At 53.8% G+C, this 23,201-nt stretch carries 27 protein-coding genes; 17 read left to right on the top strand and 10 right to left on the bottom strand.

All coding sequences use genetic code 11. From position 1 onward, the window contains the following. Positions 1–3 precede the first annotated feature (3 nt). The 3 genes from H0S68_RS14170 to H0S68_RS14160 all read right to left on the bottom strand — a co-directional run bounded on the left by H0S68_RS14170 (position 4) and on the right by H0S68_RS14160 (position 3,104). Positions 4–837: a carbohydrate ABC transporter permease gene (locus tag H0S68_RS14170; RefSeq protein WP_020827410.1), complete on the bottom strand. Its 834-nt coding sequence runs from the start codon at positions 835–837 to the stop codon at positions 4–6. Continuing rightward, positions 827–1,768, bottom strand: a complete 942-nt coding sequence (locus H0S68_RS14165; RefSeq protein ID WP_046373311.1) for a carbohydrate ABC transporter permease — start codon at positions 1,766–1,768, stop codon at positions 827–829. The genes H0S68_RS14170 and H0S68_RS14165 overlap by 11 nt, the downstream gene beginning before the upstream one ends. Before the next feature lie 61 nt (positions 1,769–1,829). After that, a complete protein-coding gene (locus H0S68_RS14160; RefSeq protein WP_020827408.1) occupies positions 1,830–3,104 on the bottom strand; it encodes an ABC transporter substrate-binding protein in 1,275 nt (424 codons plus the stop codon). Positions 3,105–3,844: 740 nt separating this feature from the next. Here H0S68_RS14160 and H0S68_RS14155 point away from each other — a divergent pair. The 6 genes from H0S68_RS14155 (at position 3,845) to ompC (ending at position 11,867) form a co-directional block, all read left to right on the top strand. Continuing rightward, positions 3,845–5,059 carry an aspartate aminotransferase family protein gene (locus H0S68_RS14155; protein WP_410528779.1) on the top strand — a complete coding sequence of 405 codons (1,215 nt, stop codon included), beginning with the start codon at positions 3,845–3,847 and terminating at the stop codon, positions 5,057–5,059. Positions 5,060–5,111: 52 nt separating this feature from the next. Beyond that, positions 5,112–6,146: an arginine N-succinyltransferase gene (astA, locus tag H0S68_RS14150; protein WP_020827406.1), complete on the top strand. Its 1,035-nt coding sequence runs from the start codon at positions 5,112–5,114 to the stop codon at positions 6,144–6,146. After that, a complete protein-coding gene (gene astD / locus H0S68_RS14145) occupies positions 6,146–7,618 on the top strand; it encodes a succinylglutamate-semialdehyde dehydrogenase (protein WP_130016299.1) in 1,473 nt (490 codons plus the stop codon). Before astA ends, astD begins: the two co-directional genes overlap by 1 nt. Positions 7,619–7,798: 180 nt before the next feature. Further along, the gene (astB, locus tag H0S68_RS14140; RefSeq protein ID WP_128864729.1) at positions 7,799–9,139 is read left to right on the top strand and encodes an N-succinylarginine dihydrolase; all 1,341 of its coding nucleotides are present in this window, start codon (positions 7,799–7,801) and stop codon (positions 9,137–9,139) included. Between the two features lie 11 nt (positions 9,140–9,150). Beyond that, positions 9,151–10,134 carry a succinylglutamate desuccinylase gene (astE, locus tag H0S68_RS14135; protein ID WP_217331349.1) on the top strand — a complete coding sequence of 328 codons (984 nt, stop codon included), beginning with the start codon at positions 9,151–9,153 and terminating at the stop codon, positions 10,132–10,134. A gap of 650 nt (positions 10,135–10,784) precedes the next feature. Beyond that, the gene (gene ompC, locus H0S68_RS14130) at positions 10,785–11,867 is read left to right on the top strand and encodes a porin OmpC (protein ID WP_046373317.1); all 1,083 of its coding nucleotides are present in this window, start codon (positions 10,785–10,787) and stop codon (positions 11,865–11,867) included. Positions 11,868–11,950: 83 nt separating this feature from the next. On the opposite strand, the gene H0S68_RS14125 is transcribed toward ompC, so the two are convergent. Together H0S68_RS14125 and H0S68_RS14120 are read right to left on the bottom strand one after the other, a co-directional pair. Beyond that, complete coding sequence (locus tag H0S68_RS14125) at positions 11,951–12,175, bottom strand: biofilm development regulator YmgB/AriR family protein (RefSeq protein WP_020827319.1); 225 nt, start codon at positions 12,173–12,175, stop codon at positions 11,951–11,953. A gap of 130 nt (positions 12,176–12,305) precedes the next feature. Further along, positions 12,306–12,497: a YebW family protein gene (locus H0S68_RS14120; protein WP_012145560.1), complete on the bottom strand. Its 192-nt coding sequence runs from the start codon at positions 12,495–12,497 to the stop codon at positions 12,306–12,308. Positions 12,498–12,725: 228 nt separating this feature from the next. Between H0S68_RS14120 and lysM the strand changes: the two genes are divergently transcribed. The 4 genes from lysM (at position 12,726) to H0S68_RS14100 (ending at position 15,614) form a co-directional block, all read left to right on the top strand. Then, entirely contained in the window at positions 12,726–13,172 is a 447-nt protein-coding gene (gene lysM / locus H0S68_RS14115) for a peptidoglycan-binding protein LysM (protein WP_020827318.1), read from the top strand. A gap of 458 nt (positions 13,173–13,630) precedes the next feature. Beyond that, on the top strand, positions 13,631–13,795 hold the full coding sequence (locus tag H0S68_RS14110; RefSeq protein ID WP_020827317.1) for a hypothetical protein: 165 nt from the start codon (positions 13,631–13,633) through the stop codon (positions 13,793–13,795). Between the two features lie 96 nt (positions 13,796–13,891). Then, positions 13,892–14,833 carry a pirin family protein gene (locus tag H0S68_RS14105; protein WP_142815072.1) on the top strand — a complete coding sequence of 314 codons (942 nt, stop codon included), beginning with the start codon at positions 13,892–13,894 and terminating at the stop codon, positions 14,831–14,833. A gap of 427 nt (positions 14,834–15,260) precedes the next feature. Further along, positions 15,261–15,614, top strand: a complete 354-nt coding sequence (locus H0S68_RS14100) for a DUF1304 domain-containing protein (RefSeq protein ID WP_046373320.1) — start codon at positions 15,261–15,263, stop codon at positions 15,612–15,614. A 29-nt stretch (positions 15,615–15,643) separates the two neighbouring features. Here H0S68_RS14100 and H0S68_RS14095 read toward each other — a convergent pair whose 3' ends face one another. Next, the gene (locus H0S68_RS14095) at positions 15,644–16,030 is read right to left on the bottom strand and encodes a helix-turn-helix domain-containing protein (protein ID WP_041414657.1); all 387 of its coding nucleotides are present in this window, start codon (positions 16,028–16,030) and stop codon (positions 15,644–15,646) included. A 457-nt stretch (positions 16,031–16,487) separates the two neighbouring features. Further along, positions 16,488–16,700, bottom strand: coding sequence for a YccJ family protein (locus tag H0S68_RS14090; protein WP_012145555.1), 213 nt, complete (start codon positions 16,698–16,700; stop codon positions 16,488–16,490). Between the two features lie 200 nt (positions 16,701–16,900). Between H0S68_RS14090 and H0S68_RS14085 the strand changes: the two genes are divergently transcribed. Then, positions 16,901–17,140, top strand: a complete 240-nt coding sequence (locus H0S68_RS14085; protein ID WP_004945684.1) for a DUF2766 family protein — start codon at positions 16,901–16,903, stop codon at positions 17,138–17,140. 42 nt (positions 17,141–17,182) lie between these two features. Here H0S68_RS14085 and H0S68_RS14080 read toward each other — a convergent pair whose 3' ends face one another. Next, the gene (locus H0S68_RS14080; protein WP_020827312.1) at positions 17,183–17,416 is read right to left on the bottom strand and encodes a YobH family protein; all 234 of its coding nucleotides are present in this window, start codon (positions 17,414–17,416) and stop codon (positions 17,183–17,185) included. A gap of 163 nt (positions 17,417–17,579) precedes the next feature. On the opposite strand from H0S68_RS14080, the gene H0S68_RS14075 reads away from it, so the two are divergent. Both H0S68_RS14075 and H0S68_RS14070 read left to right on the top strand, forming a co-directional pair. Further along, the gene (locus H0S68_RS14075; protein WP_044551945.1) at positions 17,580–17,738 is read left to right on the top strand and encodes a PhoP/PhoQ regulator MgrB; all 159 of its coding nucleotides are present in this window, start codon (positions 17,580–17,582) and stop codon (positions 17,736–17,738) included. Positions 17,739–17,837: 99 nt separating this feature from the next. Next, on the top strand, positions 17,838–18,110 hold the full coding sequence (locus H0S68_RS14070) for a YebO family protein (RefSeq protein WP_020827311.1): 273 nt from the start codon (positions 17,838–17,840) through the stop codon (positions 18,108–18,110). A 49-nt stretch (positions 18,111–18,159) separates the two neighbouring features. On the opposite strand, the gene fos is transcribed toward H0S68_RS14070, so the two are convergent. After that, positions 18,160–18,567 (bottom strand): fosfomycin resistance glutathione transferase, encoded by a 408-nt coding sequence (gene fos / locus H0S68_RS14065; RefSeq protein WP_128864724.1) that lies wholly within the window; start codon positions 18,565–18,567, stop codon positions 18,160–18,162. Positions 18,568–18,736: 169 nt separating this feature from the next. Here fos and H0S68_RS14060 point away from each other — a divergent pair, with 169 nt between their 5' ends. The 3 genes from H0S68_RS14060 to H0S68_RS14050 all read left to right on the top strand — a co-directional run bounded on the left by H0S68_RS14060 (position 18,737) and on the right by H0S68_RS14050 (position 20,899). After that, entirely contained in the window at positions 18,737–19,051 is a 315-nt protein-coding gene (locus H0S68_RS14060; RefSeq protein WP_020827309.1) for a phage protein NinX family protein, read from the top strand. A gap of 67 nt (positions 19,052–19,118) precedes the next feature. Then, positions 19,119–19,355 (top strand): DUF4060 family protein, encoded by a 237-nt coding sequence (locus H0S68_RS14055; RefSeq protein WP_020827308.1) that lies wholly within the window; start codon positions 19,119–19,121, stop codon positions 19,353–19,355. Positions 19,356–19,531: 176 nt separating this feature from the next. Continuing rightward, entirely contained in the window at positions 19,532–20,899 is a 1,368-nt protein-coding gene (locus tag H0S68_RS14050) for an amino acid permease (protein ID WP_020827307.1), read from the top strand. A 38-nt stretch (positions 20,900–20,937) separates the two neighbouring features. Here H0S68_RS14050 and H0S68_RS14045 read toward each other — a convergent pair whose 3' ends face one another. Then, positions 20,938–21,228 carry a hypothetical protein gene (locus tag H0S68_RS14045; protein WP_020827306.1) on the bottom strand — a complete coding sequence of 97 codons (291 nt, stop codon included), beginning with the start codon at positions 21,226–21,228 and terminating at the stop codon, positions 20,938–20,940. A gap of 222 nt (positions 21,229–21,450) precedes the next feature. On the opposite strand from H0S68_RS14045, the gene H0S68_RS14040 reads away from it, so the two are divergent. Beyond that, a complete protein-coding gene (locus tag H0S68_RS14040) occupies positions 21,451–22,449 on the top strand; it encodes an MBL fold metallo-hydrolase (RefSeq protein WP_020827305.1) in 999 nt (332 codons plus the stop codon). The last annotated feature ends 752 nt before the right edge of the window (positions 22,450–23,201 follow it).

The following is a 23,201-nucleotide window of genomic DNA, read 5'->3' as shown; positions in this document are numbered from 1 at the left end:
AGGTTACCCTTTGACCGCCCCACGGGTGAGGCTTTCCATCATTTGTTTGGACGAGAAGATAAAGGCGATCAGCAGTGGGACGATCGCCAGGAAACTGCCGGTCATCACCAGGTTCCACGGCGTGGCGGTAGCGCCGCTCAGGCTGCGCAGCACCAGTTGGAGAATTTGCTTGTCCGGCGACTGCAATGCCACCAGCGGCAACATAAAGTTGTTCCAGGTATCGACCACCACCACGATCGCTACCGTCAGCAGCGCCGGGCGCATCAGCGGCAGGCCGATACGCAAAAATATCTGCAGTTCATTCAGACCGTCCATGCGTGCACTGTCGAGTATTTCGCTGGGCAGTGAGGAACTGACGTATTGCCGCACCAGGAAAATCCCGAAGATATTCACCCCGGCGGGCAGCCAGACGGCGGCAAACTGGTCGAGCAGGCCAACGCTTTTAATCACGAAGAAGTAGGGCACCAGATTGACCACGCTGGGCACCATCATGGTCAACATGAGGGTGGTGAATAACACCTTTTTGCCCTTGAACTGATAGACGCTGAAGGCGTAGCCCGCCGCGGCGGAAACCAGCACGCTGGTCAGGGTGGCCATGGCAGTGACATACAGGGTGTTGAGCAGCGAGCGGGTGAAAGGCACCTGTTGCTCCAGCCCCCGGTAGTTTTCCAGCAGGTGGCTGCCGAAGCGCAGCGACATGCCCATAATGCTGCGGGTGTCCTGCGTCGCCAGCAACGCCGACCAATAGAACGGGAACAGCGACAGCGAGGCGAACAGCGATACCAACAGGTAAATCACCAGCTTGCCGGTGTCGAAACGGCGGCCCTCAGCGATCATTTTTGAGTCCTCCACGGTTGCCGAAACCCCAAAACACCAGTGCACTCACCAGCGCAATCAGCAGGAACAGGATCCAGGAGATGGCCGAAGCGGTGCCCATATCCAGATAGGACCAGCCGGTCTTGTACACGTACATCGATACCGTCAGGCCGCTGTTGTCGACGCCGCCGGTGCCCTGCGTCAGGATCATGGGCTCATTGAACAGCTGCATGTTGCCGATCAGCGTCATCAGCGTGGCGAAGAAGATAAAGGGCGCCAGCAGCGGCAGCGCGATGTAGCGGAATTTTTGCCAGCGGCCAGCACCGTCCAGCTCGATCGCCTCGTACAGGTCGGGCGAAATAGAGGCCAGACCGGTCATGTAAATCACCGTATTGATACCGGTGAACTTCCAGGTCACCTGATTGGCGATGGTGAAGCGGATCCAGTCGCTGTCAAAGAAGTTGATCGGCAACGCGGCGGCCAGTGCGCTCAGGTGCAGCTTAGCGGCCAATCCGCTTAACAGCTCGTTGACCATGCCGACCGGCGAGAACAGGTTGAACACGATCAGGCTGACGGCGACGGAAGAGGTGATGTAGGGCAGGAAGATCGCCGCTTTCAAAAAACGCCTGCCGCGCACGATGATGTGCAGCAGCGAATAAGCCAGGGTGATGGCGAACAGATGTTGGCACAGGCCGGACACCAATGTGATTTTAATGGTGTTGACCAGCGACACCCAGAAGGCGTCATCGGTGAAGGCATAGTAAAAGTTATCCAGCCCGACAAACTTCATCGAACTCAGGCCTTTTACCGGGTTCCAGGATTGGAATGAGAGAAACGCCGAGAAGAAGATCGGGAAGGCGTTGAACACCGCAAACAGCAGCATGAACGGCAGCAGCAGCAGATAGGCGGTGCGGTGATCGTGCAGCAGCCCTTTGAAAAATCGCTTACGCATAGACTCCCCGAACCGACGGAAAACGAAAAAAGGCGGCCGGTAAGCCGCCGTAGGCTGATGATTACAGGGCGCGCATCCGCCGCTCCAGCAGCTTATTGGCATCGCGCAGAGTGCTGTCGATGTCCTGATGCTGCACCAGGATCTTCTTCGCCGCTTCGTTGAGAATTTCGTTGGCGATATTGTCTTCCGGTGAGGAAGCTACGGGCTTCAGGTCCGGCACCAGGCTGGCGTAATAGCGCATCGAGTGTTGACCGCCGAGAATGCTGCTGGGCGTATCGAAGTAAGGCGCGTTATACACATCGAGGCGTGCAGGCAAGGTGCCGGCGGTTTTCGCGGCGTCGATCACTACGTCACGCTGCATAAAGTATTGAATGAACTGCCAGGCCGCCTGGGCATTCTTGCTTTGCTTGGGGATCACCAGCGTGGTGCCGCCTGCGTTGACCTTGATATTGCCCGGCACGCCCGTCACCCGCCACAGACCGGCTTTCGCACCGTCCGGATCCAGTTCCTGCTCGATGCGGCCTTCGTCCCACGGGCCATCGATATCGGCGAACAGTTTCCCCTGCCGGTACAGTTTGATGTATTCCTGCGAGTTGGTGGAGCCGTCCAGGGAGGCTGCCAGCCCTTTGTCATACAGCGTTTTGATCACCGTCATCAGCTGTTTGATTTGCGGTGAATCCAGGTTGGGCTTGCCGTCTTTGGTGTATACCGGCTTACCCGGCTCACTGTTCATGCCTACCACCAGCGGATTGATCAGGCTGGTGGCTGCCGGCAGCAGATAGGCGCCTTGCTCTTTTTTCAGCTTCTCACCGAAGGCGATAAAGCTGTCCCAGCTTTGGGTTATGTCTTCTATTTTGACGCCGGCCTTCTGAACCATGTCGTTACGGTAGATCATGATCACCGGCCCGGTGTCGTAAGGCACGCCATAGATATTGCCGTCATTACCCTTCGCCAGGCTGATCATCGAAGGATCGAACTGCCAGCCCTGGCTATCAATGCTGAACGGCGGGGCGCTCAGGTTATTCAGGCCGCCGGAGTTGGCGAAGCTGCCGAGTTTGATGGTGCTGACGCTGAAGATATCGGCGGCGCCCTGGCCAACGGCCAACGCGGTGGTCAGCTTTTGATGACAGTCGGCGAAGCCGCATTTGATCGACTGCACCTGAATGTCCGGATGCGCCGCCTCAAAGTCTTTAATCACTTTGTTGATGTAATCATTGGGCAAATAGTTGGCGAAGGTAATGCTGGTGTTGGCACTGGCGGAAAGGGGCAGGCCCAGCAGCACGGCCAGTGCGACCCCGGTGATTCTTTTATTATTACGCAAGCAGACTTGAGCCATGATAACCCCGATCCTGTGCAGTCGATGTGGTGTGTGTTTTTTCATCATGGAACACGTGTTCCATTGAAATTAACCTATTATCGCGTCAGCAGACTGTCAACATTTTGTTCGGCAAGTTAACAAATATGAGATCTGACGCGGCAGTTGCCCAGCTTCACGCCCGATTTTGACCCACACAGGGTCACGCAGAGCCTGTGATGACGCGGGTTTGCCCGCATCCGGTGCATTTCCTGCACCGGAATGGGGCAAAAGTGTGATGGGGAGCAAATCAGGCCAAATTATTTTTGCGAGCGCGATCAGAAATATCGAAGTTTTTTGTCATTGAATAGGATTTCGCAGCCAATGATGATTTTTCGCCTTATTTTTCCAATTATTCATTAGCAATGCATATTTATTGAATAAGTATGCATTATAAGCCGTTGTTTTACCGTAAAAAACCGCGTTTTTCGCCAAAAATCCCGTTTTGGCACGATAGCTGCTCTACACTCTTTATCAAACGGCATGTATTTTAACTGCTCGTTAACATTTATTCCCCGTTACAGGACCTGATACCCGGCATAAATAGCGAAAAACGCGAATGATGTAACAGATTTGTTTCTGAATAGGCGGTGAAAGGCAGAGTTATCACCGGCTAAAAAACGGATCGAACGGCGCGGTTTTTTATGTTTTGTTGTGGACCATCCAGGCTGGAGCGGCCCTTACAGTCAAAATTCAGTCTTTGCTGAAGTTATGAGGTCATTATGGAACAGCCAATCGCAGTTACCCGCCAGTCTTTCGACGACTGGATGGTCCCGGTTTATGCCCCCGCTGATTTTATTCTGGTACGGGGAGAAGGCTCGCAGGTATGGGATCAGCAGGGTAAGTCTTACATCGATTTTGCTGGCGGCATTGCGGTTAACGCGCTGGGCCATGCGCACCCGGTCGTGACCGCAGCGCTGGTGGAGCAGGCGGGCAAACTTTGGCACCTGGGCAACGGCTATACCAACGAGCCGGTGCTGCGGTTGGCCAAGCTGCTGATTGACGCCACCTTTGCCGAGAAGGTGTTTTTCTGTAACTCCGGGGCGGAAGCCAACGAAGCGGCGCTGAAACTGGCGCGTAAACGCGCACTGGATAACGGCAACCACAGCAAGAACCAGATTGTGGCATTCAACAACGCCTTCCACGGCCGCACGCTGTTTACCGTGTCTGCCGGTGGCCAGCCTAAGTATTCCAAGGACTTCGCGCCATTGCCGGGCGGCATCACCCACACGCCATTTAACGATCTGGCGGCCGCTGCCGAGGTGATTAACGACAACACCTGCGCGGTGATCGTCGAGCCTATTCAGGGCGAAGGTGGCGTGTTGCCGGCCGATGCTGCTTTCCTGCAAGGCCTGCGTGAGCTGTGCGGTCGCCACGATGCGCTGCTGATTTTCGACGAAGTGCAAACCGGCATGGGTCGTACCGGCGACCTGTACGCCTACATGCAGTACGGCGTGGTTCCTGACGTGCTGACCACTGCGAAAGCGCTGGGCTGCGGCTTCCCGATCGGCGCCATGCTGACCACTGACGAACTGGCCAAAACCCTGAGCGTCGGCACCCACGGCACCACCTACGGCGGTAACCCGCTGGCGACGGCGGTGGCGGGCGCGGTGTTCTCAGTCATCAACACGCCGGAAGTGCTGGAAGGGGTTAAGCAACGCCACCAGTGGTTCCTTGACGGCCTGAACAAGATTAACCAGCAGTATCCGATTTTCTCTGAAATCCGCGGCGGCGGCCTGTTGATTGGCTGCCAGTTGACCAAGGACTACGCCGGCAAGGCGAAGCAGATCACGCAGTTGGCCAACGAAGAGGGCGTGATTGCCCTGATCGCCGGTCCGGACGTGGTGCGTTTCACCCCTTCACTGGTTATTCCTGAGCAGGATGTGAAAGAGGGGCTGGCGCGATTCGCGCGAGCCGTGGCGCGGATTTGCAGCTAACACACAGGCTGCGCCCTTACCGGCGCAGCCTGATTCAGACGAGGTTCGCATTATGATGATTATTCGCCCTATAGAGCGTCGCGATTTGGCTGACTTACTGACGCTAGCCGGTAAGTCCGGCATCGGTCTCACTTCCCTGCCACAAGATGAAGATACCTTGTCGGCACGCATTGAGCGGGCGTTAAAAACCTGGCAAGGCGAACTTCCGCGTGGTGACCAGTGTTATCTGTTTGTGCTGGAAGACAGCGAGCGCCAGCAGGCGGTAGGGGTTTGCGCGATTGAAGTGGCCGTCGGGCTGACTGAACCCTGGTACAGCTTCCGCGTCGGCACGCAGGTGCATGCGTCCAAACAGTTGAACGTGTATAAATCGGTGCCGACGCTGTTCCTCAGTAACGATCACACCGGCCATTCCGAACTGTGTACGCTGTTCCTCGATCCGGACTATCGTCACGGCGAAAACGGCAAGCTGTTGTCGAAGGTGCGTTTCCTGTTTATCGCCGCTTTCCGTGAGCGTTTCTCCGCCCGGCTGATTGCCGAAATGCGCGGTTTCTCTGATGAAGAGGGCCGTTCGCCGTTCTGGGAGAGCGTCGGGAACCATTTCTTTTCCATCGAGTTCGCCAAGGCGGACTACCTGAGCGGCACCGGCCAGAAAGCGTTTATCGCCGAACTGATGCCGAAACACCCGCTGTATGTCGATTTCCTGGCCGAAGACGCGCAAAAAGTGATTGGCGAAGTGCACCCGCAGACCGTGCCAGCACGCCGGGTACTGGAGTCCGAAGGGCTGCGTTATCAGGGTTACGTCGATATTTTTGACGGCGGCCCAACGCTGGAGGCGGAAATCGATCAGATCCGCGCGGTTAAACAAAGCCGTCTGGTAAAAGTGGTGCTGGATGAGACCCCGATGCGCGCCGATGCGCCGGCTCTTTTGGTGGCCAACGATCATTATGAGAATTACCGCGCACTGCTGGTCAATGCCGATCTGTATGACGACCGTCTGCATCTCAATGCCGCTACCGCCGAGGCGCTGGGCGTTGAACAAGGCAGCCCGGTGCGGGTCATCCCCCTTATTGCACAGGAGAAAGCGTAATGTCACATCCTGCACTCTTTATTAATGGTGCCTGGCAGCAAGGCCATGGCGCTGCGTTCAGCAAAACCGATCCGGTTGATAACCAACCGCTGTGGCAGGCCAACGCCGCCGACGGCAGCGATGTTGCTGCCGCCTGTGAAGCTGCCCGCGCCGCTTTTCCGGCCTGGGCACGTACTCCGTTCGAACAACGCGAACAGTTGGTGAAGCGTTTTGCCGCTTTGCTGGAAGAGCACAAGTCTTCTTTGGCGGCGGTGATCAGCCGTGAAACCAGTAAACCGCGTTGGGAGACGCTGACCGAAGTGCAGGCGATGATCGGCAAAGTGGCGATTTCATTGCAGGCCTACCAGGCGCGTACCGGCGTAAGCCAGACTGCGATGGCGGACGGTGCTTCGGTGCTGCGCCACCGCCCGCACGGCGTACTGGCGGTGTTCGGCCCTTATAACTTCCCCGGACATTTGCCGAATGGCCACATCGTGCCGGCGCTGCTGGCGGGCAACACCGTGGTGTTCAAGCCGAGTGAACTGACGCCGCAAACTGCCGAAGAAACCCTGAAACTGTGGCAACAGGCCGGGCTGCCCGATGGGGTTCTCAATCTGGTGCAGGGCGGGCGTGAAACCGGTGAGGCACTGGCCGCCAGTGCGGATATCGACGGCCTGCTGTTCACTGGCAGCGCGGGTACCGGTTACCACCTGCATCGCCAGTTGGCCGGGCAGCCAGAAAAGATCCTGGCGCTGGAAATGGGCGGCAACAACGCGCTGATTATCGATCAGATCGAGGATCGCGATGCGACGGTTAACCTGGCGATTCAGTCGGCGTTTATTTCCGCCGGCCAGCGCTGCACCTGCTCGCGCCGCATTCTGGTGAAACGCGGCAGTGAGGGCGACGCTTTTATCGAGCGTTTGGTGCAGGTGGCGAGTGCGCTGCGTGTCGGGCGTTGGGACGCTGAACCGCAGCCGTTTATGGGCGGCGTGATCTCTTCGGCGGCGGCGGAAAAAATGCTGGCGGCGCAACATCACCTGTTGGCACTGGGCGGCAACGCTCTGCTGACCATGCAGCGTCTGGAAAGCGGCAGCGCGCTGCTCAGCCCAGGCATTATTGACGTGACCGGGGTGCGTGACGTACCGGACGAAGAGTACTTCGGCCCGCTGACCACCATCATTCGCTATAACGACTTTGATGAGGCGCTGCGTATCGCCAACCAAACGCGTTATGGCCTGTCGGTTGGGCTGGTCTCGCCGCTGCGTGAGCAGTTTGATCATCTGCTGCTGGAAGCGCGTGCCGGTATCGTCAACTGGAACAAACCTTTAACCGGGGCTTCCAGTGCGGCACCTTTCGGCGGTGTCGGGGCGTCCGGCAACCACCGTCCGAGCGCCTATTACGCGGCAGATTATTGCGCCTGGCCAATGGCGTCATTGGAAAGCGAAAGCCTGACGCTGCCGGCCAGTTTGTCGCCGGGGCTGTCGTTTAATTAAATTTTACCCGTCGCCTTTCAAGCCGCAGCGGGGCGAATAAGTTCGCCCCGTTTAACGCGGGCACAGCATGTAGCGCCCCTACAATAACTGGGGATGAGCAAACTGCTCGCCTGGCTGCAACTTGAAATTCATAGGGTATGTTTTGAGTAGGGCCGAGCTTGCTGGGCCCAGGAGAAAAGCATGTCAGGATATGAAGTCAATTTCGATGGTCTGGTGGGCCTGACGCATCACTATGCCGGGTTGTCATTTGGCAATGAGGCCTCGACCCAGCATCAAAACAGCGTGTCGAATCCGAAACTGGCGGCCAAACAGGGGCTGCTGAAGATGAAGGCGCTGGCGGATCTCGGCTTTCAGCAGGGGGTATTGCCGCCGCAGGAACGGCCGCACCTGCCGATGCTGCGTAAGTTGGGTTTCAGCGGCAGCGACGAAACGGTCTTGGCGCAGGCGATGAAGCAGTCTCCGCGCCTGCTGTCTGCGCTCAGCTCGGCTTCTTGCATGTGGACCGCCAATGCGGCCACGGTTTCACCTTCGGCGGACAGCGCGGATGGCAAAGTGCATTTCACCGCGGCCAATCTGAACAACAAATTCCATCGCGCGATTGAGGCCGAGACCACCACCGGCGTGCTGCGGGCGATTTTCAACGATCCACGCCATTTCGCCCACCATGAGGCTTTGCCGCAGGTGGCGCTGTTTGGTGACGAAGGCGCGGCCAACCACAACCGACTGGGCGGCGATTATGGCAAGCGTAGCGTGCAGATGTTCGTCTACGGCCGACAGGAGTTTGGCGGAGAAATCGCCCCAACTCGCTATCCGGCACGCCAGACGCGCGAGGCCGGGGAGGCGATTGCCCGTCTGCACCAGTTGGATGAGCAACATACGGTGTTTGTGCAACAGAATCCGGCGGTGATCGATCAGGGCGTATTCCACAACGACGTTATCGCCGTCAGTAACCAGAATGTATTGTTCCACCATCAGCAGGCGTTTTATCAGCAGCAGCAGGCGCTGGATGAAGTGCGTCGCAAAATGGCGTCGCTGGACAGCGAACTGGTGGCGATTGAGGTGCCGACGGCGCGGGTTTCCGTGGCGGATGCGGTAGCGACCTATCTGTTCAACAGCCAAATTCTGACCAAGCCTAACGGCAAGATGATGATTGTGGTGCCGGAAGAGTCGCGCCAGCATCGCGGCGTGTGGGGCTATCTGAGCGAGATGGTGGCCAGTGGCGGACCAATTGATGAAATCAAGGTGTTCGATCTGCGTGAAAGTATGCGCAATGGCGGTGGGCCTGCCTGCCTGCGATTACGTGTGGCGCTGAACGAGCAGGAATTGCGGGCAGTCAATCCGCGCGTGATGATGAACGATACGCTGTTCGTTACGCTCAATGACTGGGTTGACCGCTATTACCGAGATCGTCTGACGCAGAACGATTTGGCTGACCCGCAATTGCTGCGTGAAGGGCGCGATGCGCTGGATACCCTGACGACCATCCTCGGGCTGGGATCGGTTTATCCTTTCCAACAATAGGCGATGTCATCATGTTTGATTTGTTGGCTCTGACGCTGGAAGGGCAAACGCCCGAAGAGCAACGGGGCGAAAATGCGGATTTACACTGGCGTTGGCTGGGAGCAGGCCTGCTGGAAATCACACCGCGCCGGGGATACCGGCAGGCGGTGGTGCTGTCGGCGGGGATCCACGGCAATGAAACGGCGCCGATTGAGCTGCTCAATCAACTGGTCAAGGATCTGCTTGGCGGCGAGCGAACTTTGGTGGTTCGGCTGCTGGTGATATTGGGCAATCCACCGTCAATGCGCGCCAATAAACGGTACCTGCACAGCGACATGAACCGGATGTTTGGCGGCCGCTATCGCGATTTCAGCCACAGCGACGAAACCGTGCGGGCGCAGCAACTGGAGCAGGCCGTCGCCGCGTTTTTCGACGGTGAGCAAGCGACACGTTTCCATTATGATCTGCATACGGCTATCCGAGACTCGCGCCTGCCGCGCTTCGGGATTCTTCCTTTCCAGACCCGGCCTTACAGTGCCGAGATGCTGGCATTGCTGGACGCGGCCGATTTGGATGCGTTGGTGATCCACAGTGCGCCGGGCGGCACCTTCAGTAATTTCACCAGTGAGCATGCCGGCGCCGCCAGCTGTACGCTGGAACTGGGCAAGGCGCGGCCGTTTGGTAGCAATGATTTACAGCAATTTGCGGCCATTAACCGTGCACTGCAGGCGGCAGTCAGTGGCGAAGCCTTGCCGCAGCGAATGGGAGAGGCTCTGCGGGTGTTCCGCGTTGAGCGATCGCTGATCAAACGTAGCGAAGCGTTCAAACTGCATCTCAGTGATGATACCGCCAATTTTACCGAGCTGGAGCAGGGGACGTTACTGTGTGAACAACCGGGGGAGGAGTACCGGGTTCAGCATGCCAGAGAATGGATTTTGTTCCCTAATCCCCAGGTCGCACTTGGATTGCGCGCCGGTATGGTGCTGATTGAAGCGCCGCGCAGCACGCTGTATTAACCTGTCAGTTTCGAATACGGTTTTATACTTACAGTATTTAAGGTTGTAGCGATGTCGGCTGCAACCTTAAATAACGGTGGTATATCCTGCTGCTAATTCCTGTTACTTCCCCTTCTTTATAGTCTCTCTATCGAAACTTATATTTTATGTTGAATTTATTTTTGCCGTCATTTTTTGATGGTTTGAATCGATTTAATTATTCGAAGCGGTAAAAGACTTGCTTAAAACGTGGCGAAACACACTAAATCACCGCAATGACTTTACTCAGATAAAAATGTGAAATAAGTAACGTTATTAGTAACCATGCTAAGATTCATGGTATTTATGAATCGAATGGAAAGCATACAAAAGGAAATCAAATTGCACCTTTATGGTGCGTTGCACCAAATTGGTTATAAGATATGTAATAAATATCAATATTAATCAATGAGTTGATTGACTTCTTTGTTGTAATATTTTGTTACACATAAACATGCTTTATCCACGGTGTTTTATGAACTTTTTTATTTTAAGTTTGGATTCATGATGCTAATGTCACATGGCTTCTTAATTAGAGGCGCTCATAAAACACTAAATGATAAAGATCACAGCCCAAACCATAAATTGGGCGTGATGGGCAGAAATTAAAATTATAATATCTAGGAAAATAAATGATGAAACGCAGTGTATTAGCCTTAGCTATTGCCTTAGGGGCAATGACCTCCTTTGCCAACGCGGCAGAAATTTATAATAAAGATGGCAATAAACTCGACCTGTACGGTCGCGTAGCAGCCAAACATGTTTTCAGCGATGACAAATCCGAAGATGGCGACAAGACTTATGTCCGCTTCGGTTTTAAAGGCGAAACGCAAATCAATGACCAACTGACCGGTTACGGCCAGTGGGAATACAACGTCCAGGCCAACCACGATGAAGCGCAGGGCACTGCCGGCACCAAAACCCGTCTGGGCTTTGCCGGCCTGAAGTTCGCCAACTACGGTTCATTCGACTACGGCCGTAACTACGGCGTGGTGTACGACGCAGAAGCCTATACCGACATGCTGCCGGAATACGGCGGCGACTCCTACAGCTACACCGACAACTTTATGACCGCGCGCTCCAATGGCCTGGCTACCTACCGTAACCGCGACTTCTTCGGCTTGGTGGAAGGCCTGAACCTGGCGTTGCAGTACCAGGGCAAAAACGACAGCGACAGCCGCGGTGTGACTAAACAAAACGGCGACGGCTACGGCATGTCCCTGGATTACCAGGACATCGGCGGCTCCGGTATCGGCGTAGCGGCGGCATTCTCGGATTCCAACCGCACCAGCGATCAGAAAAAATCTGTTTACGGTAAAGGCGACAGCGCAACGGCCTGGACCACAGCGATTAAATACGACGCCAACCAGGTTTACCTGGCTGCCATGTACGCCGATACGCGCAACATGACGCCAATCAGCGGCAACGGCGTATCTGGCTTCGCCAACAAAACGCAGAACTTCGAAGTTGTGGCCCAGTACCAGTTCGAAAACGGTCTGCGTCCTTCTCTGGCCTACGTGCAGTCTAAAGGCAAGGATATCGAAGGGATTGGCGATGTTGATCTGGTGAAATACGTGGAAGTGGGTGCGACTTACTACTTCAACAAAAACATGTACACCTACGTTGACTACAAAATCAACCAGTTGAACGACGATAACAAACTGAAGCTGAGCACTGACGACGTCGTGGCAGTGAACCTGACCTATCGTTTCTAAGTTTCAACACCATTACCTTCTTCCTGTGTCGGGATAAAACGGTAATCAGGCAGAGCGAAAGCTCTGCCTTTTTTATTGGGTTGTTAACCTTTGGGGGCTTGCCCCATCACTTCGATGGCGGAACGCAATGTAGCAAAGCGTTGCTGATTGGTTTCATGTTCAATCTCGTTAACCAAATGGGCCAGAATATTATTGCCGGAAACTTTTTTGTTGAGATTGATCAGTTGAATGACCGCGCCGCCGACCACCAGGCTGACGTCGCGTAACAGGGCTTCGTAGTGTTCGTTTGAGAAGGTAGAAACGGGCATCGCGCCATCTCCATATCGTTCGGGTGAGGCAATTTAGCAAAATAGTGGCATAAAGCATCGTCGGCATGCCGGCTTTCCGGTGAATTCAGAAATTCCTCAGAGGAAAGTAGTATAAAAGTCTTTTGGCGATTTACATCGGCGCATATTCGTTGGCGGGTAGCCAAAAGCCATCGATAAAATCTTCAAATGGGAAGCAGCCGGCGTGGCGCAGGTTTTGTTCTTTCATACTGATCAGGCACTGGCGTTCGTCACGCAGCACGTCAACCACGATATCGGCGCAGCCGCCGTCCAGATAACAGACAAACATCACCAAGGCGTACATCGCTTCTTATATCCTTCCTCCTAATCCTTCCATGCTCTTATTGTAGGTAACTTCAGCGATTGTTTCATGTCAGGTGCTGCATAAAAGGACAGATTGGCAATGAAAGTTGGCACTTTCGGATTACTCTAACCGCTTAATACTGTTGGACCAATTGAATATCCCCCTTGCGGTGCTAAGCTTAATAAGTCTTAAGTCAATGCAACATGCTAACCATCGAAAGGAGTGAATATGGGTTTGTTTAACTTCGTCAAAGAAGCGGGCGAGAAACTGTGGGACACAGTGACCGGCAATGCGACAGCCGAAGATCAAAGCGCCAAACTGAAGGACCATCTCAATAAAACCGGCTTGCCGGGTATCGATAAGGTTGATGTGCAGGTGGTTGACGGTAAAGCCGTAGTAACCGGGGATGCGGTCAGTCAGGAGTTGAAAGAGAAGATCCTGGTGGCCATCGGTAACGTGGCAGGTATCAGCGGCGTGGAAGACAAAGTAGCGGTTGAACAAGCCGCCGCGGAAAGCCGTTTCTATACCGTGAAGAAGGGCGACACCCTGAGTGCGGTCTCGAAAGAAGTGTATGGCAACGCAAATCTGTATAACAAGATTTTCGAAGCGAACAAGCCAATGCTGTCCAGCCCGGACAAAATTTATCCGGGGCAGGTGCTGCGTATTCCGCAGTAATACCCACAGCAGCACGACACTGCCTGGCCCGATCTGTTATCGGGCTTTTTTTATGTTTACTTGCATAAGTTAGCCTAATTATTTTATTGTCTTAATAAGACTTTTGAATGCATCGTAATCTTGGTCATCTCAGTTCTGGGGGAGTGTTGACCCTGGTGAGGAAAGTTGATAGCGTCTTGCCACTCTTGAGGTCTGAGTGGCATTGGGCGCGGAATCTGACAAACCCGCAATGGCGGGCTTTTATCAATCACCCTTCACAAAAACGTTAACGCGTGATGAGTTAAGATAGATTCTGTGAAACAACAACGTAATACCTCACAAGATAAAAACTACCGTGAAACTTTGGGAGACGCGCAATTCGCTGTCATTGTGCTGGCGATAGCGTCCTGTTCCCTGATCATTTTTACGCTTTCAGTCACGCTATGGCTGACGTGATGTCGTTCAATACAGGAGATAAAATGGAGCACAATCTCCACGATGAAACCAAGCTGTTGGCCGTTATCGGTTTACTGGTTTCCGTGTTGTTAGTGGTATCGATTCTTTTTGGTGTGACTTACTTTTCCGATCTCAAGCATGCGCGCGATGAGGTCGACATCAAAGGCTGCTATATAAAGGCGTCGTAGCCTTCTGCCTCCCGGGTTGCGTTCTGGTCGCTTGCTCATGATAAGCTGGCGTCCAGCTACTCACTCAACCCGTGTGTCGTTCTGGAGGCGTTAATCATGAGCAATTCCCGCCCAACCTATTCATCCTCTTCCCGTGATTGTCCTGTGGTTGACGGCATCCGTCAGATCCAACGTATTGCCGTACGTAACGCCGAAGTTGGTGGTATCCCGATAAGCCGTGCCTTGCCCACCCGTGAACGGCGTACGCTGGGCGCATGGTGCTTTCTCGACCATGCAGGCCCGTCGGTATTCAGCGGGTCCTCGCAGGGGATGGACGTTGGCCCACATCCGCATATCGGTCTGCAAACCTTTACCTGGATGATTGAAGGGGAAGTTCTGCACCGGGATAGCCTGGGCAGCGAACAGGTGATACGGCCAGGACAGGTCAATCTGATGACCGCAGGACGCGGTATAGCGCATACCGAACAGTCCACCGGTGAGCAACGGCGTCTGCATGCTGCACAATTGTGGATTGCCTTGCCCGCAGAACATGCCGATACTGCGCCGCGCTTCGATCATTATCCCGACTTGCCGTGCTGGCTGCACGACGAAGTGAAGCATACTTTGCTGGTAGGGGAGTTCGAACAATATCGCTCTCCGGTGTCGACTTTTTCACCGTTAATCGCCATGGATTTGGAATGGCAGGCTGATGGTTATTTGCAATTACCTCTGCGAAAAGATTTTGAAATAGGTTTATTGCCCCTTATTGGTGCATTTGAGGTTAATGATGAAAAATTTTCACCTGATGAATTCGCCTATTTAGGTATAAATCTTAACCGTATCGAGTTACGTGCCAAGAAAGGAAGTCGTGCATTATTAATCGGTGGCTTGCCATTAACCGAAGAGATTCTCATTTGGTGGAATTTTGTCGGCCACAGCAAACAAGAGATTAGCCGTGCGCAGCGTGATTGGGAGCAGGGGAATTCACGTTTTCCCGATGTCGTCGGCTATTGCGGTCCCCGCATGACCGCGCCACGCCTGCCCTGGAGCGATGATTGATACCTTCGTGCTATAACAACGGGATATTTTTATTCATTTCGCTCTATTAACGTTAAATTAATGTGATCGGAATTCCATGTTTTCGCATCGATATAGTTTATCTGGTAAATAGTGATCTTGCGCAAATAAATGGTCGGAGCAGTGGATTAAGATAACTTTCAAGAAGTGATGTTATCTACCGCTAGTCAGAAGCCTGTGAGGTTAATATGAGCCAAGTACTCTATCGTGCAAGATTATCCCATGTTGTTATTGCAACGGCGGCGTTCTGGATCTCTATCGCAGCCATGCTGGTTGTTGTTCTGAGCTAACTCTGAATGATTATGCAATAAACCCGCTACGGCGGGTTTTTTTATGTCGATATATTCGCAATATTCTCAGTGAGGTTATACTTATAAAACCCAATATCTGATTAACCCTGCTAATAACAATGATAATTCTTTCTAATATAGTGGTGTTGCTTATTGCAGCGATCCATTTGTATATCCTGATCCTGGAAATGTTCCTATGGCAGAAGCCTACCGGCAGGCGAGTGTTCGCCACCACCGCGGAGTTTGCTGCCGCCACGCGGGTGCTGGCGGCCAATCAAGGGTTATACAACGGTTTTCTGGCGGCGGGATTAGCCTGGGGCGTCTGGCGTGAGGAGCCGGCGGTGCAACTGTTCTTTCTTGGGTGTGTGCTGGTGGCGGGCGTGTTTGGTGGACTGACCGCGAGCCGCAAGATTCTCCGTGTACAGGCGCTGCCCGCGCTGGTCGCTATTTTAGTGGTGCTGTGGGCACATTAGCCCGCCGTTAGCGGCGGCGGGAAAGAGAGTCAGGCGGTTTTTTGATGAATGACGTGCAGCGGCGGGGCGATATGCAGGTCGACGCTTAAATCCTGACGGAAATCATAAGGCGTGATGTTGAAGCGCTTTCTGAACATATAAGTGAAATGCGACTGCGAGCCAAAACCGAAATCCAGAGCGATGTCGAAGATGGAGGCGTCACTGGTGCGCAACTGGTAAACCGCCCCGGCCAATCTGCGTTCGCGAATATACTTACCCAGCGAAATCCCGGTCGCTTCTTTGAACAGCTTCTGCATGTGCCACAGGGAGTAGCCGGAATACTCGGCCAGCTCTTCAAGATGGATCACTCTTCCAAGGTGAGTTTCGACCCATTTACTGAGGGCGCAGACTAATGAGAGGTGGTGTTCTTGTATCATCAGTGCGTCTGTGTGAGATCTACATAGCGCTGAAGTATACACAACTTGCCGCCATGGACAAAAAGACCGCCGTCACCCAGGCGAAATTATTCGGAAAAACCATCGTCAAGCAGCTTGTCAGGCGGAAGGAAAAACGGCTAATCTGAGGTTGCCCGCTACCGCTGATATCGCAGTGGTTCTGGTCGCAAAAAATAACCGCCAAAGCAGAGTCAGCCGTGACAATTCAGCGTTGAAGGGGTGATCGCATGTTAATGACAGTGATTATTACTCTGGTTGTGATTGTGGGCGTTGCCGCTTTTATGGTGACGCCGGTGATGAGAATGAATAATGCGGAAGGTGTGGGAGGTGAAGAGCCGTGATTTCAGGGAACAACACGACCCCAAGTCGGGGTTGACCGAAAACCGAAAAAGCCTGGGCGCAGCAGTGACCCGGGCTTTTTATTGCTGAGTTGCGTGGATTAGACGTTTTTTCGCTCTACGGTTTCTTCGCCCCAGTACAGCTGGTCGGCACTGGTTTTGGCGAAAGCCATTTGCAACGCTTCGTCACTGCCTTCCTCCCAGATTTTTTGTGCCAGAACCTCATCGTTTTTTGCCAGCTCAAAAATTGCCTCCGCGATTTCAACCGAGGTTTCACGTACGGTTGCCCAGGATTTCACATTGTGGTTTGCCATAACTTTCTCCTGTTGGGGTGTGGCTGAAGGATGCGCCGGTAAGCGCGTCGCTTAAACTTTAAGTATAGGCCAATACGGCCGGGCATTTTGGCACCCGATGCGCAATAACGTTGAAATTCAGCGGCAAACAACCTGGGGGCGGCAAAGCACCAGGTGACATGTTATTCTGAGCGGCGACTGAATCAAGAAGGAAAGTAATTATGTCAGACATGCTGAGCAACGATCAGGAATTGGCCTCCGACCTGGTTGCCTGCCAACTGGTGATCAAACAGATTTTGGATGTTATCGACGTTATCGCGCCGACCGAGGTGCGTGACAAGATGGCAAGCCAGCTGAAAAGCATCGATTTCTCCACTCATCCTGCCGGTGCCGATCCCGTGACCCGCAGGGCGATCGAAAAAGCGATTGCGCTGATTGAGATGAAGTTTACCCGCAACTAATGGGGGAAACCGCCGCCTGGCGACGGTTTCGGGCGGTGGTGATCAATCCACCACCGTTTCGACTTTTTTGAACAGCGGACAGTCGGCCACGCCAATGACGCCGTTGTCCCCGTGCAGATACTGAGCAATCACCACATTGCGTGCGGTCATATATTTACACTGCAACCCCAGGCCAGCCACGTTCTTGTTGCTGCCGACCAATACGCCGTATCCCGAAAACAAAAATACGCCATACACCACTGCCAGTAGCAGTAACCCCTTAATCAGCTTACTCATTATAACTCCCGTTTATTTATCGTCGTTGCGATATAGCCACGCGCCGACGCAGGCTGCAACGGTAACAATCTGAAAAGTCATCGTCAAAACGGTTTCTAAACGACAGGTTAAACTTCGTTTAAGTTAGCTGTGGTAGCATGACGAACAGATTATCAAGATAACAATGAGGCTGCTAAATTTGTTGCGAAAAAAAGTCCTCGTGATAGTGGCGTTCCTTGCGGCCTGTCTGTTTTTTTACCTGCTGGCGCTGGATAGCTACTGCGATGAGGGAGGCTCCTTTGCGTTGGGGGTGTGTTCCGTTACTCGTTTCATTCCCTGGTGAGATGCGCAGCGGTGCATAACAATTTACTATCAAGATGTTCGTGCCCGCACCCGGAGTGTTAAGATGTGCGCCTGTTTTTAGCAGTAGATAGGGTTGTCCATGTACGATTTAGGTTTTGGTTCGAATAGCCTGCTTTCGCTGGCCCTCGCGGCGCTGGCGCTGTTGGTGGGATTATGGGTCTGGTTCCTGGTGAATCGTGCCAGTGTGCGTGCCAATGAACAGGTCCGTCTGCTGCAGGAAATTGCCGAGCAGCAGCGTCAGCAGACTGCATTATTGAAAAGCCTGGCGCAAAGCGCGCGTGGCGATAGCGTAATCGACGATGACGATCTCAGCCCGGCGCTGGATTTCAAAGGTTTTATCCCCGAGCGTTAATCAAACTTTCTGCCGGGTGGCGTGCCCCAGTTTACGCCACCCGCATCGCTTAGAAAAACTCCATTCCCTGATAGGGCGCTGCGCGGCACGCCGCCAACCGACTGGCCAGGTCGCCGCCGTGAATTTCCAATTGGTGTCCGTCCGGATCAAGAAAGTACAGCGACGCCCCCTCGCTACGGTTAGTTTTCCACTCATCAACCCCAGCCTGGCGCAGCCGCGAAGCAACCTTGGCGAAATCTGCCGGCGCCACGCTGAACGCGTAATGGGTGTAATCCTTCGCTGAATTTACGGCTCGCGTGTCGTCCCATGACAAACACAGCCACAGCTCCCCCAGAGACAGGTAGGCGCCAGTTTGCCAGCGAGCATGTGGGACAAAACCCAACCGGTTGCTATAAAAATTGAAGCTGCGGTTGACGTCGCTGACTGCAAGCGTCAGATGGTTGAGGCCAGTTAACATGCCGGTATTCCTGCGCAACAAAACAGGGAAAAAGTGTAATCAGCGCCCAGGAAAAGATAAAGCTGAAAAAACATTAGTGGAGATAATGTGGAAAGCCCTCGCGTTGTCATAAATCTGTCGTATTGGCATCGTAATGTAGCGCCAACTCTACGAAAGATGGATAAAGCCGATGATTAAATGGTATGAAGAAAGCGACGCCGAGGTGAACCGCAGCATTGCGCTGATCACCGGAGAAAATCCGGACAAATGGTATCCCTACGGCGGTGTGAAAGGTAAAGACTATTGCAAGAATCCCTCCGATGCCTGGCCGATTATCTGCGCCAATAAAATCAGCCTGAATGCCGACAGCCAGGGCGACAACCCGCAGTGGCAGGCGCGTATGATCACCCAACGCGGCGAATGGCAGGCGGACAGCAGCAGCCCGCTGCGTGCGGCAATGATCTGCTTCCTGCTGAGCCAGCAAACCAACGAAATGGTCCGTTGAAACACCAGAATTACTGATGATTTTTCCCTTTTTATGACAACAGAACTGTCTCTGGCGGAGCCTGTTTATGAAGCGCATTATTAAAGGTGATAAAAACTTGTCTCATCTGGTGATTGCCCATGCGGCAATCGATCGTCATGCCGAAAGCTTTGGTCAGCGCCGACAGGGCTGGCCGTCAACCTACCTGATAAAATATCAAAACGATCGCGTGGCGGTAGAGGTGGTAACACGCCGCCAGTCCTACGTCGCCACGCTGATGATTGGTGCCCGCAACCTGACCAAACTTTGCGGTCTGTCCAGCTAAAAACCTGCCCTTACTGCCGTTAATCCCAGCATAAAATAGCGCCTTGGCCGACGTCGCCGGGGTGCTACTCCTTGATGCTCACGGGGTTAAGTGTTAAAAAGCCGCCCGCAGATACATTTATTGAATGGCGAAATCTTGTGCAACAGCGCCAGGTTCCCACGCCATATGAGGATAAGATGGGCGGTCAGCAGCAGGATACCCCGCTAAAACGCGGTTTAAAAAACAGACATATACAACTTATCGCCCTGGGCGGCGCTATTGGCACCGGCCTGTTTCTCGGCATTGCGCAGACCATTAAAATGGCCGGCCCATCGGTATTGCTGGGCTATGCCATCGGCGGGTTCATTGCCTTCCTGATCATGCGCCAACTGGGGGAAATGGTGGTCGAGGAGCCGGTTGCCGGGTCGTTCAGCCACTTCGCTTATAAATATTGGGGCGATTTCGCCGGTTTTCTTTCCGGCTGGAACTACTGGGCGATGTTCATTTTGGTCGGCATGGCCGAACTGACCGCCGTCGGTATTTATATTCAGTACTGGTGGCCGGACATCCCAACCTGGGTTTCCGCCGCGGTATTTTTTGTCCTGATTAATTTGATCAACCTGGTCAATGTCCGACTGTATGGCGAGACCGAGTTTTGGTTTGCCATCATCAAGGTGGTGGCGATCGTCGGTATGATCCTGTTTGGTGCCTGGCTGCTGGCCAGCGGCAACGGCGGTCCGCAAGCCAGCCTCAACAACCTGTGGGAGCAGGGGGGCTTTATGCCGCACGGCATCAGCGGGCTGGTGATGGCGATGGCGGTGATCATGTTCTCGTTCGGCGGCCTGGAGATGGTCGGCATCACTGCGGCCGAAGCCGCCGATCCGCGCCGCAGCATCCCAAAGGCCACCAATCAGGTGGTGTACCGCATCCTGATTTTTTATATCGGTTCGCTAACGGTCCTGCTGTCGCTTTATCCGTGGGACAAAGTGGTTGAAGGCGGTAGCCCGTTCGTGATGATTTTCCATGCGTTGGACAGCAGCCTGGTGGCGACCCTGCTTAACGTGGTGGTCCTGACGGCAGCGCTGTCGGTGTACAACAGCGGCGTCTATGCCAACAGTCGCATGCTGTTCGGCCTGGCTACGCAGGGCAATGCGCCCAAGGCGTTGACGCGGGTGAACAAGCGCGGCGTGCCGGTGCTGTCGATTGCGCTGTCGGCGCTGGTGACCTCTGTCGGTGTACTGATCAACTATGTGATGCCCGGCAAGGCGTTTGAATTGCTGATGGCGCTGGTGGTGTCCACGCTGGTGATCAACTGGGTGATGATTTGCCTGGCGCATTTACGCTTCCGCGCGGCGAAAAACCGTCAGGGCGTGATCCCGAGCTTTAAGGCGCTGTGGTACCCGTTTGGCAACTATTTGTGCCTGGTGTTCCTCAGTCTAATCCTGGTCATCATGTATTTCAGCGAGGGGATCCGTATCTCGGTGTTGCTGATGCCGGTGTGGATCTTGCTGTTGTGGGTGGGGTTCAGGCTGACGCGCCGCAAGGGCGCTAACGTTCGGCGTTAAGGTTTAACGGAGGCGCGTTTTGCGCCTCCCATTTTCATTTAGCCGCGTGGCATAAAGGCATTGCCCGGTGCGGAGCGGCCCAACCCCAACAGCTTCCTGCACAGCAGGAATACCGTGGTGATGACATCGATAGCGACCACGCTAAGCATCAATACGGCCAGCATGAAAAAACTCACCATCGCGCCAAACAACAGCACCAGGGGTGCCGGCACGCGTACGCGGCGCAGTTTCATCGCGACATACATTTTCCAATACTGCATCTGTGCCAGCATCGCGCTACGGATACGGCCCATGCGAACACGTGATTTGCGTGATGTAGAACGGCTCATAACTTCTCCTTTTCTGAATGTCCTATAAGTAAAACACAAGGATCTTAAGAGATGCTTAACAGGCTCTAGGCGGCCCTGGCATTCTCACAGGGATTGTGACACCACATTAGGCAAAAAGGTCCCCCCTGAGGTGAGCACAGTTCACAAAGCGCACCAATCGTCTATTTTGTTATGTTATCGAAACTGCCCGTGCAGGGTGTCCGCAGTGGTCGGGAGAGCAACTTGAAGATAACCAATCGTTACTATGATGCCGGCAAAGCGCACCATACGCCGCAAGGGTTTCGTAACCCGGAGCCTACTCTGCGCCGGGAAGGGGATTTGAAGCGCTGGCAGGATGAGCGCAAGCAGCAGGGCCTGCCCAAGCCGCCGCAAATGGGATACCAACAGTTTACCCAACGCTGGTGGCAGCAGGCCGACCTCAGCGGCAGTGACAACGGTATCTGGTGGTTGGGGCATGCCTCAATGCTGCTGCGTCTTGAAGGGCGTTACATTCTGATTGACCCGGTGTTGTCGCAGCGCGCATCGCCGTTGAGTTTTTATGGCCCAAAGCGCAAGACCCCAACGCCGCTGACGGTGCAGCAGTTACCGACGGTGGACGTGGTATTGATCTCGCATAACCATTATGACCATCTCGATCGGCGCACCATCAGGCAGTTGGCGCGTCGTTTTCCGCACGCGACCTTTATCGTCCCGTTGGGGCTGAAAAGTTGGTTCCGTCGCTATCGCCTGCAACGGGTCGAGGAGCTGGACTGGTGGGATAGCCTGCAGTTGGGTGACCTGACGTTTCACAGTACGCCGGCGCGCCACTGGAGTATGCGCACCCTGTGGGACCGCAATCGCTCTTTATGGTGCGGTTGGGTAATTCATCATCCGGCACTTCGATTCTATTTTTCGGGCGACAGCGGCTATTCGGAGCGGCTGGCGGACATTGGCGCGCGTTTAGGGCCTTTCGACGTGGCGGCGTTGCCGATAGGCGCTTATGCACCACGTTGGTTCATGCAGGAACAACATATGGATCCGCAACAGTCGGTGACACTGTATCAGCAATTAAATGCGCCGCAGGTCATTCCAATCCATTGGGGTGTTTTTGAATTAGCCGATGAGTCATTGGATGAGCCGCCGCAGCAATTAAAACTGGCGTTGAGTTCGGCCGGGATAGAGCAACACCGGTTCCGGCCAATTAAAATTGGTGAGCGCATTCTGCTTGAACCTAACTCTTAAGCGTTAATTCGTGGCAAGCGGGGCTGGCGTCGCCCCCGTAGCCGTCCGCAAGCCAGTCCCACCGCAGGTTGTAGCGATGTGGGCAGCTTGCCGGACGGCAATATCCACAACCTGGCCTAACCGGTTGACTTGAATAGGGTAGCGGCGCGACAAAAGATAAAATAAATACGTCAACTCGCAATTGCTCTTGATCGCATAAATACCCGCTCGGTTTTTAAGATTTAATTTCGCTATAGGTTCGCACTGACCTCAAGGTTATTGGCGTTATTTAACGGCGTAACGGAGGATGTATTTCTCTGTGGATGCACGACCACGGTGCGTAAATTCTGATTTTGCATGCTTATGCACCCAAAAGTGGCACGCTATTTGATTTTCATGGTAGGGCTTGGGTTGCATAAATTATGGTCAGTTGGCGAGCGTGGCAATAATTTACCCTGGTATTATTGTGCTGTTGCAGGCGGAGGGATTGCCGAAGAGTGGGCTATGCCAGCGTTGAGCCGTCCGGATGGCAACCCAATGGTCGGATCAGCCGGTCTCCAATACGCCCGTTCATCGATATTCAAATGTCGTATAAGAAATTCCATAAAGATTCAAATTTTTTAACGTTCTAAGCGTCGGGCTGGGGTTATATGTTGCAACATTCATGGGTCAATCGGATGAAAGAATTGTTAAAATTCAGTCAGGATGCGGAGTGTAGCGCAGTGTAAGTGTTAAGCAGAAAATAGCTAAGGCTTCAACATCTTTTAGCCTAT

This window comes from Serratia sp. AXJ-M (assembly GCF_046531865.1).
Taxonomy (GTDB): Bacteria; Pseudomonadota; Gammaproteobacteria; order Enterobacterales; family Enterobacteriaceae; genus Serratia; species Serratia liquefaciens.
The sequence above is the reverse complement of the archived record's forward strand: the minus strand, read 5'-3'. Positions and strand labels throughout refer to the sequence as shown.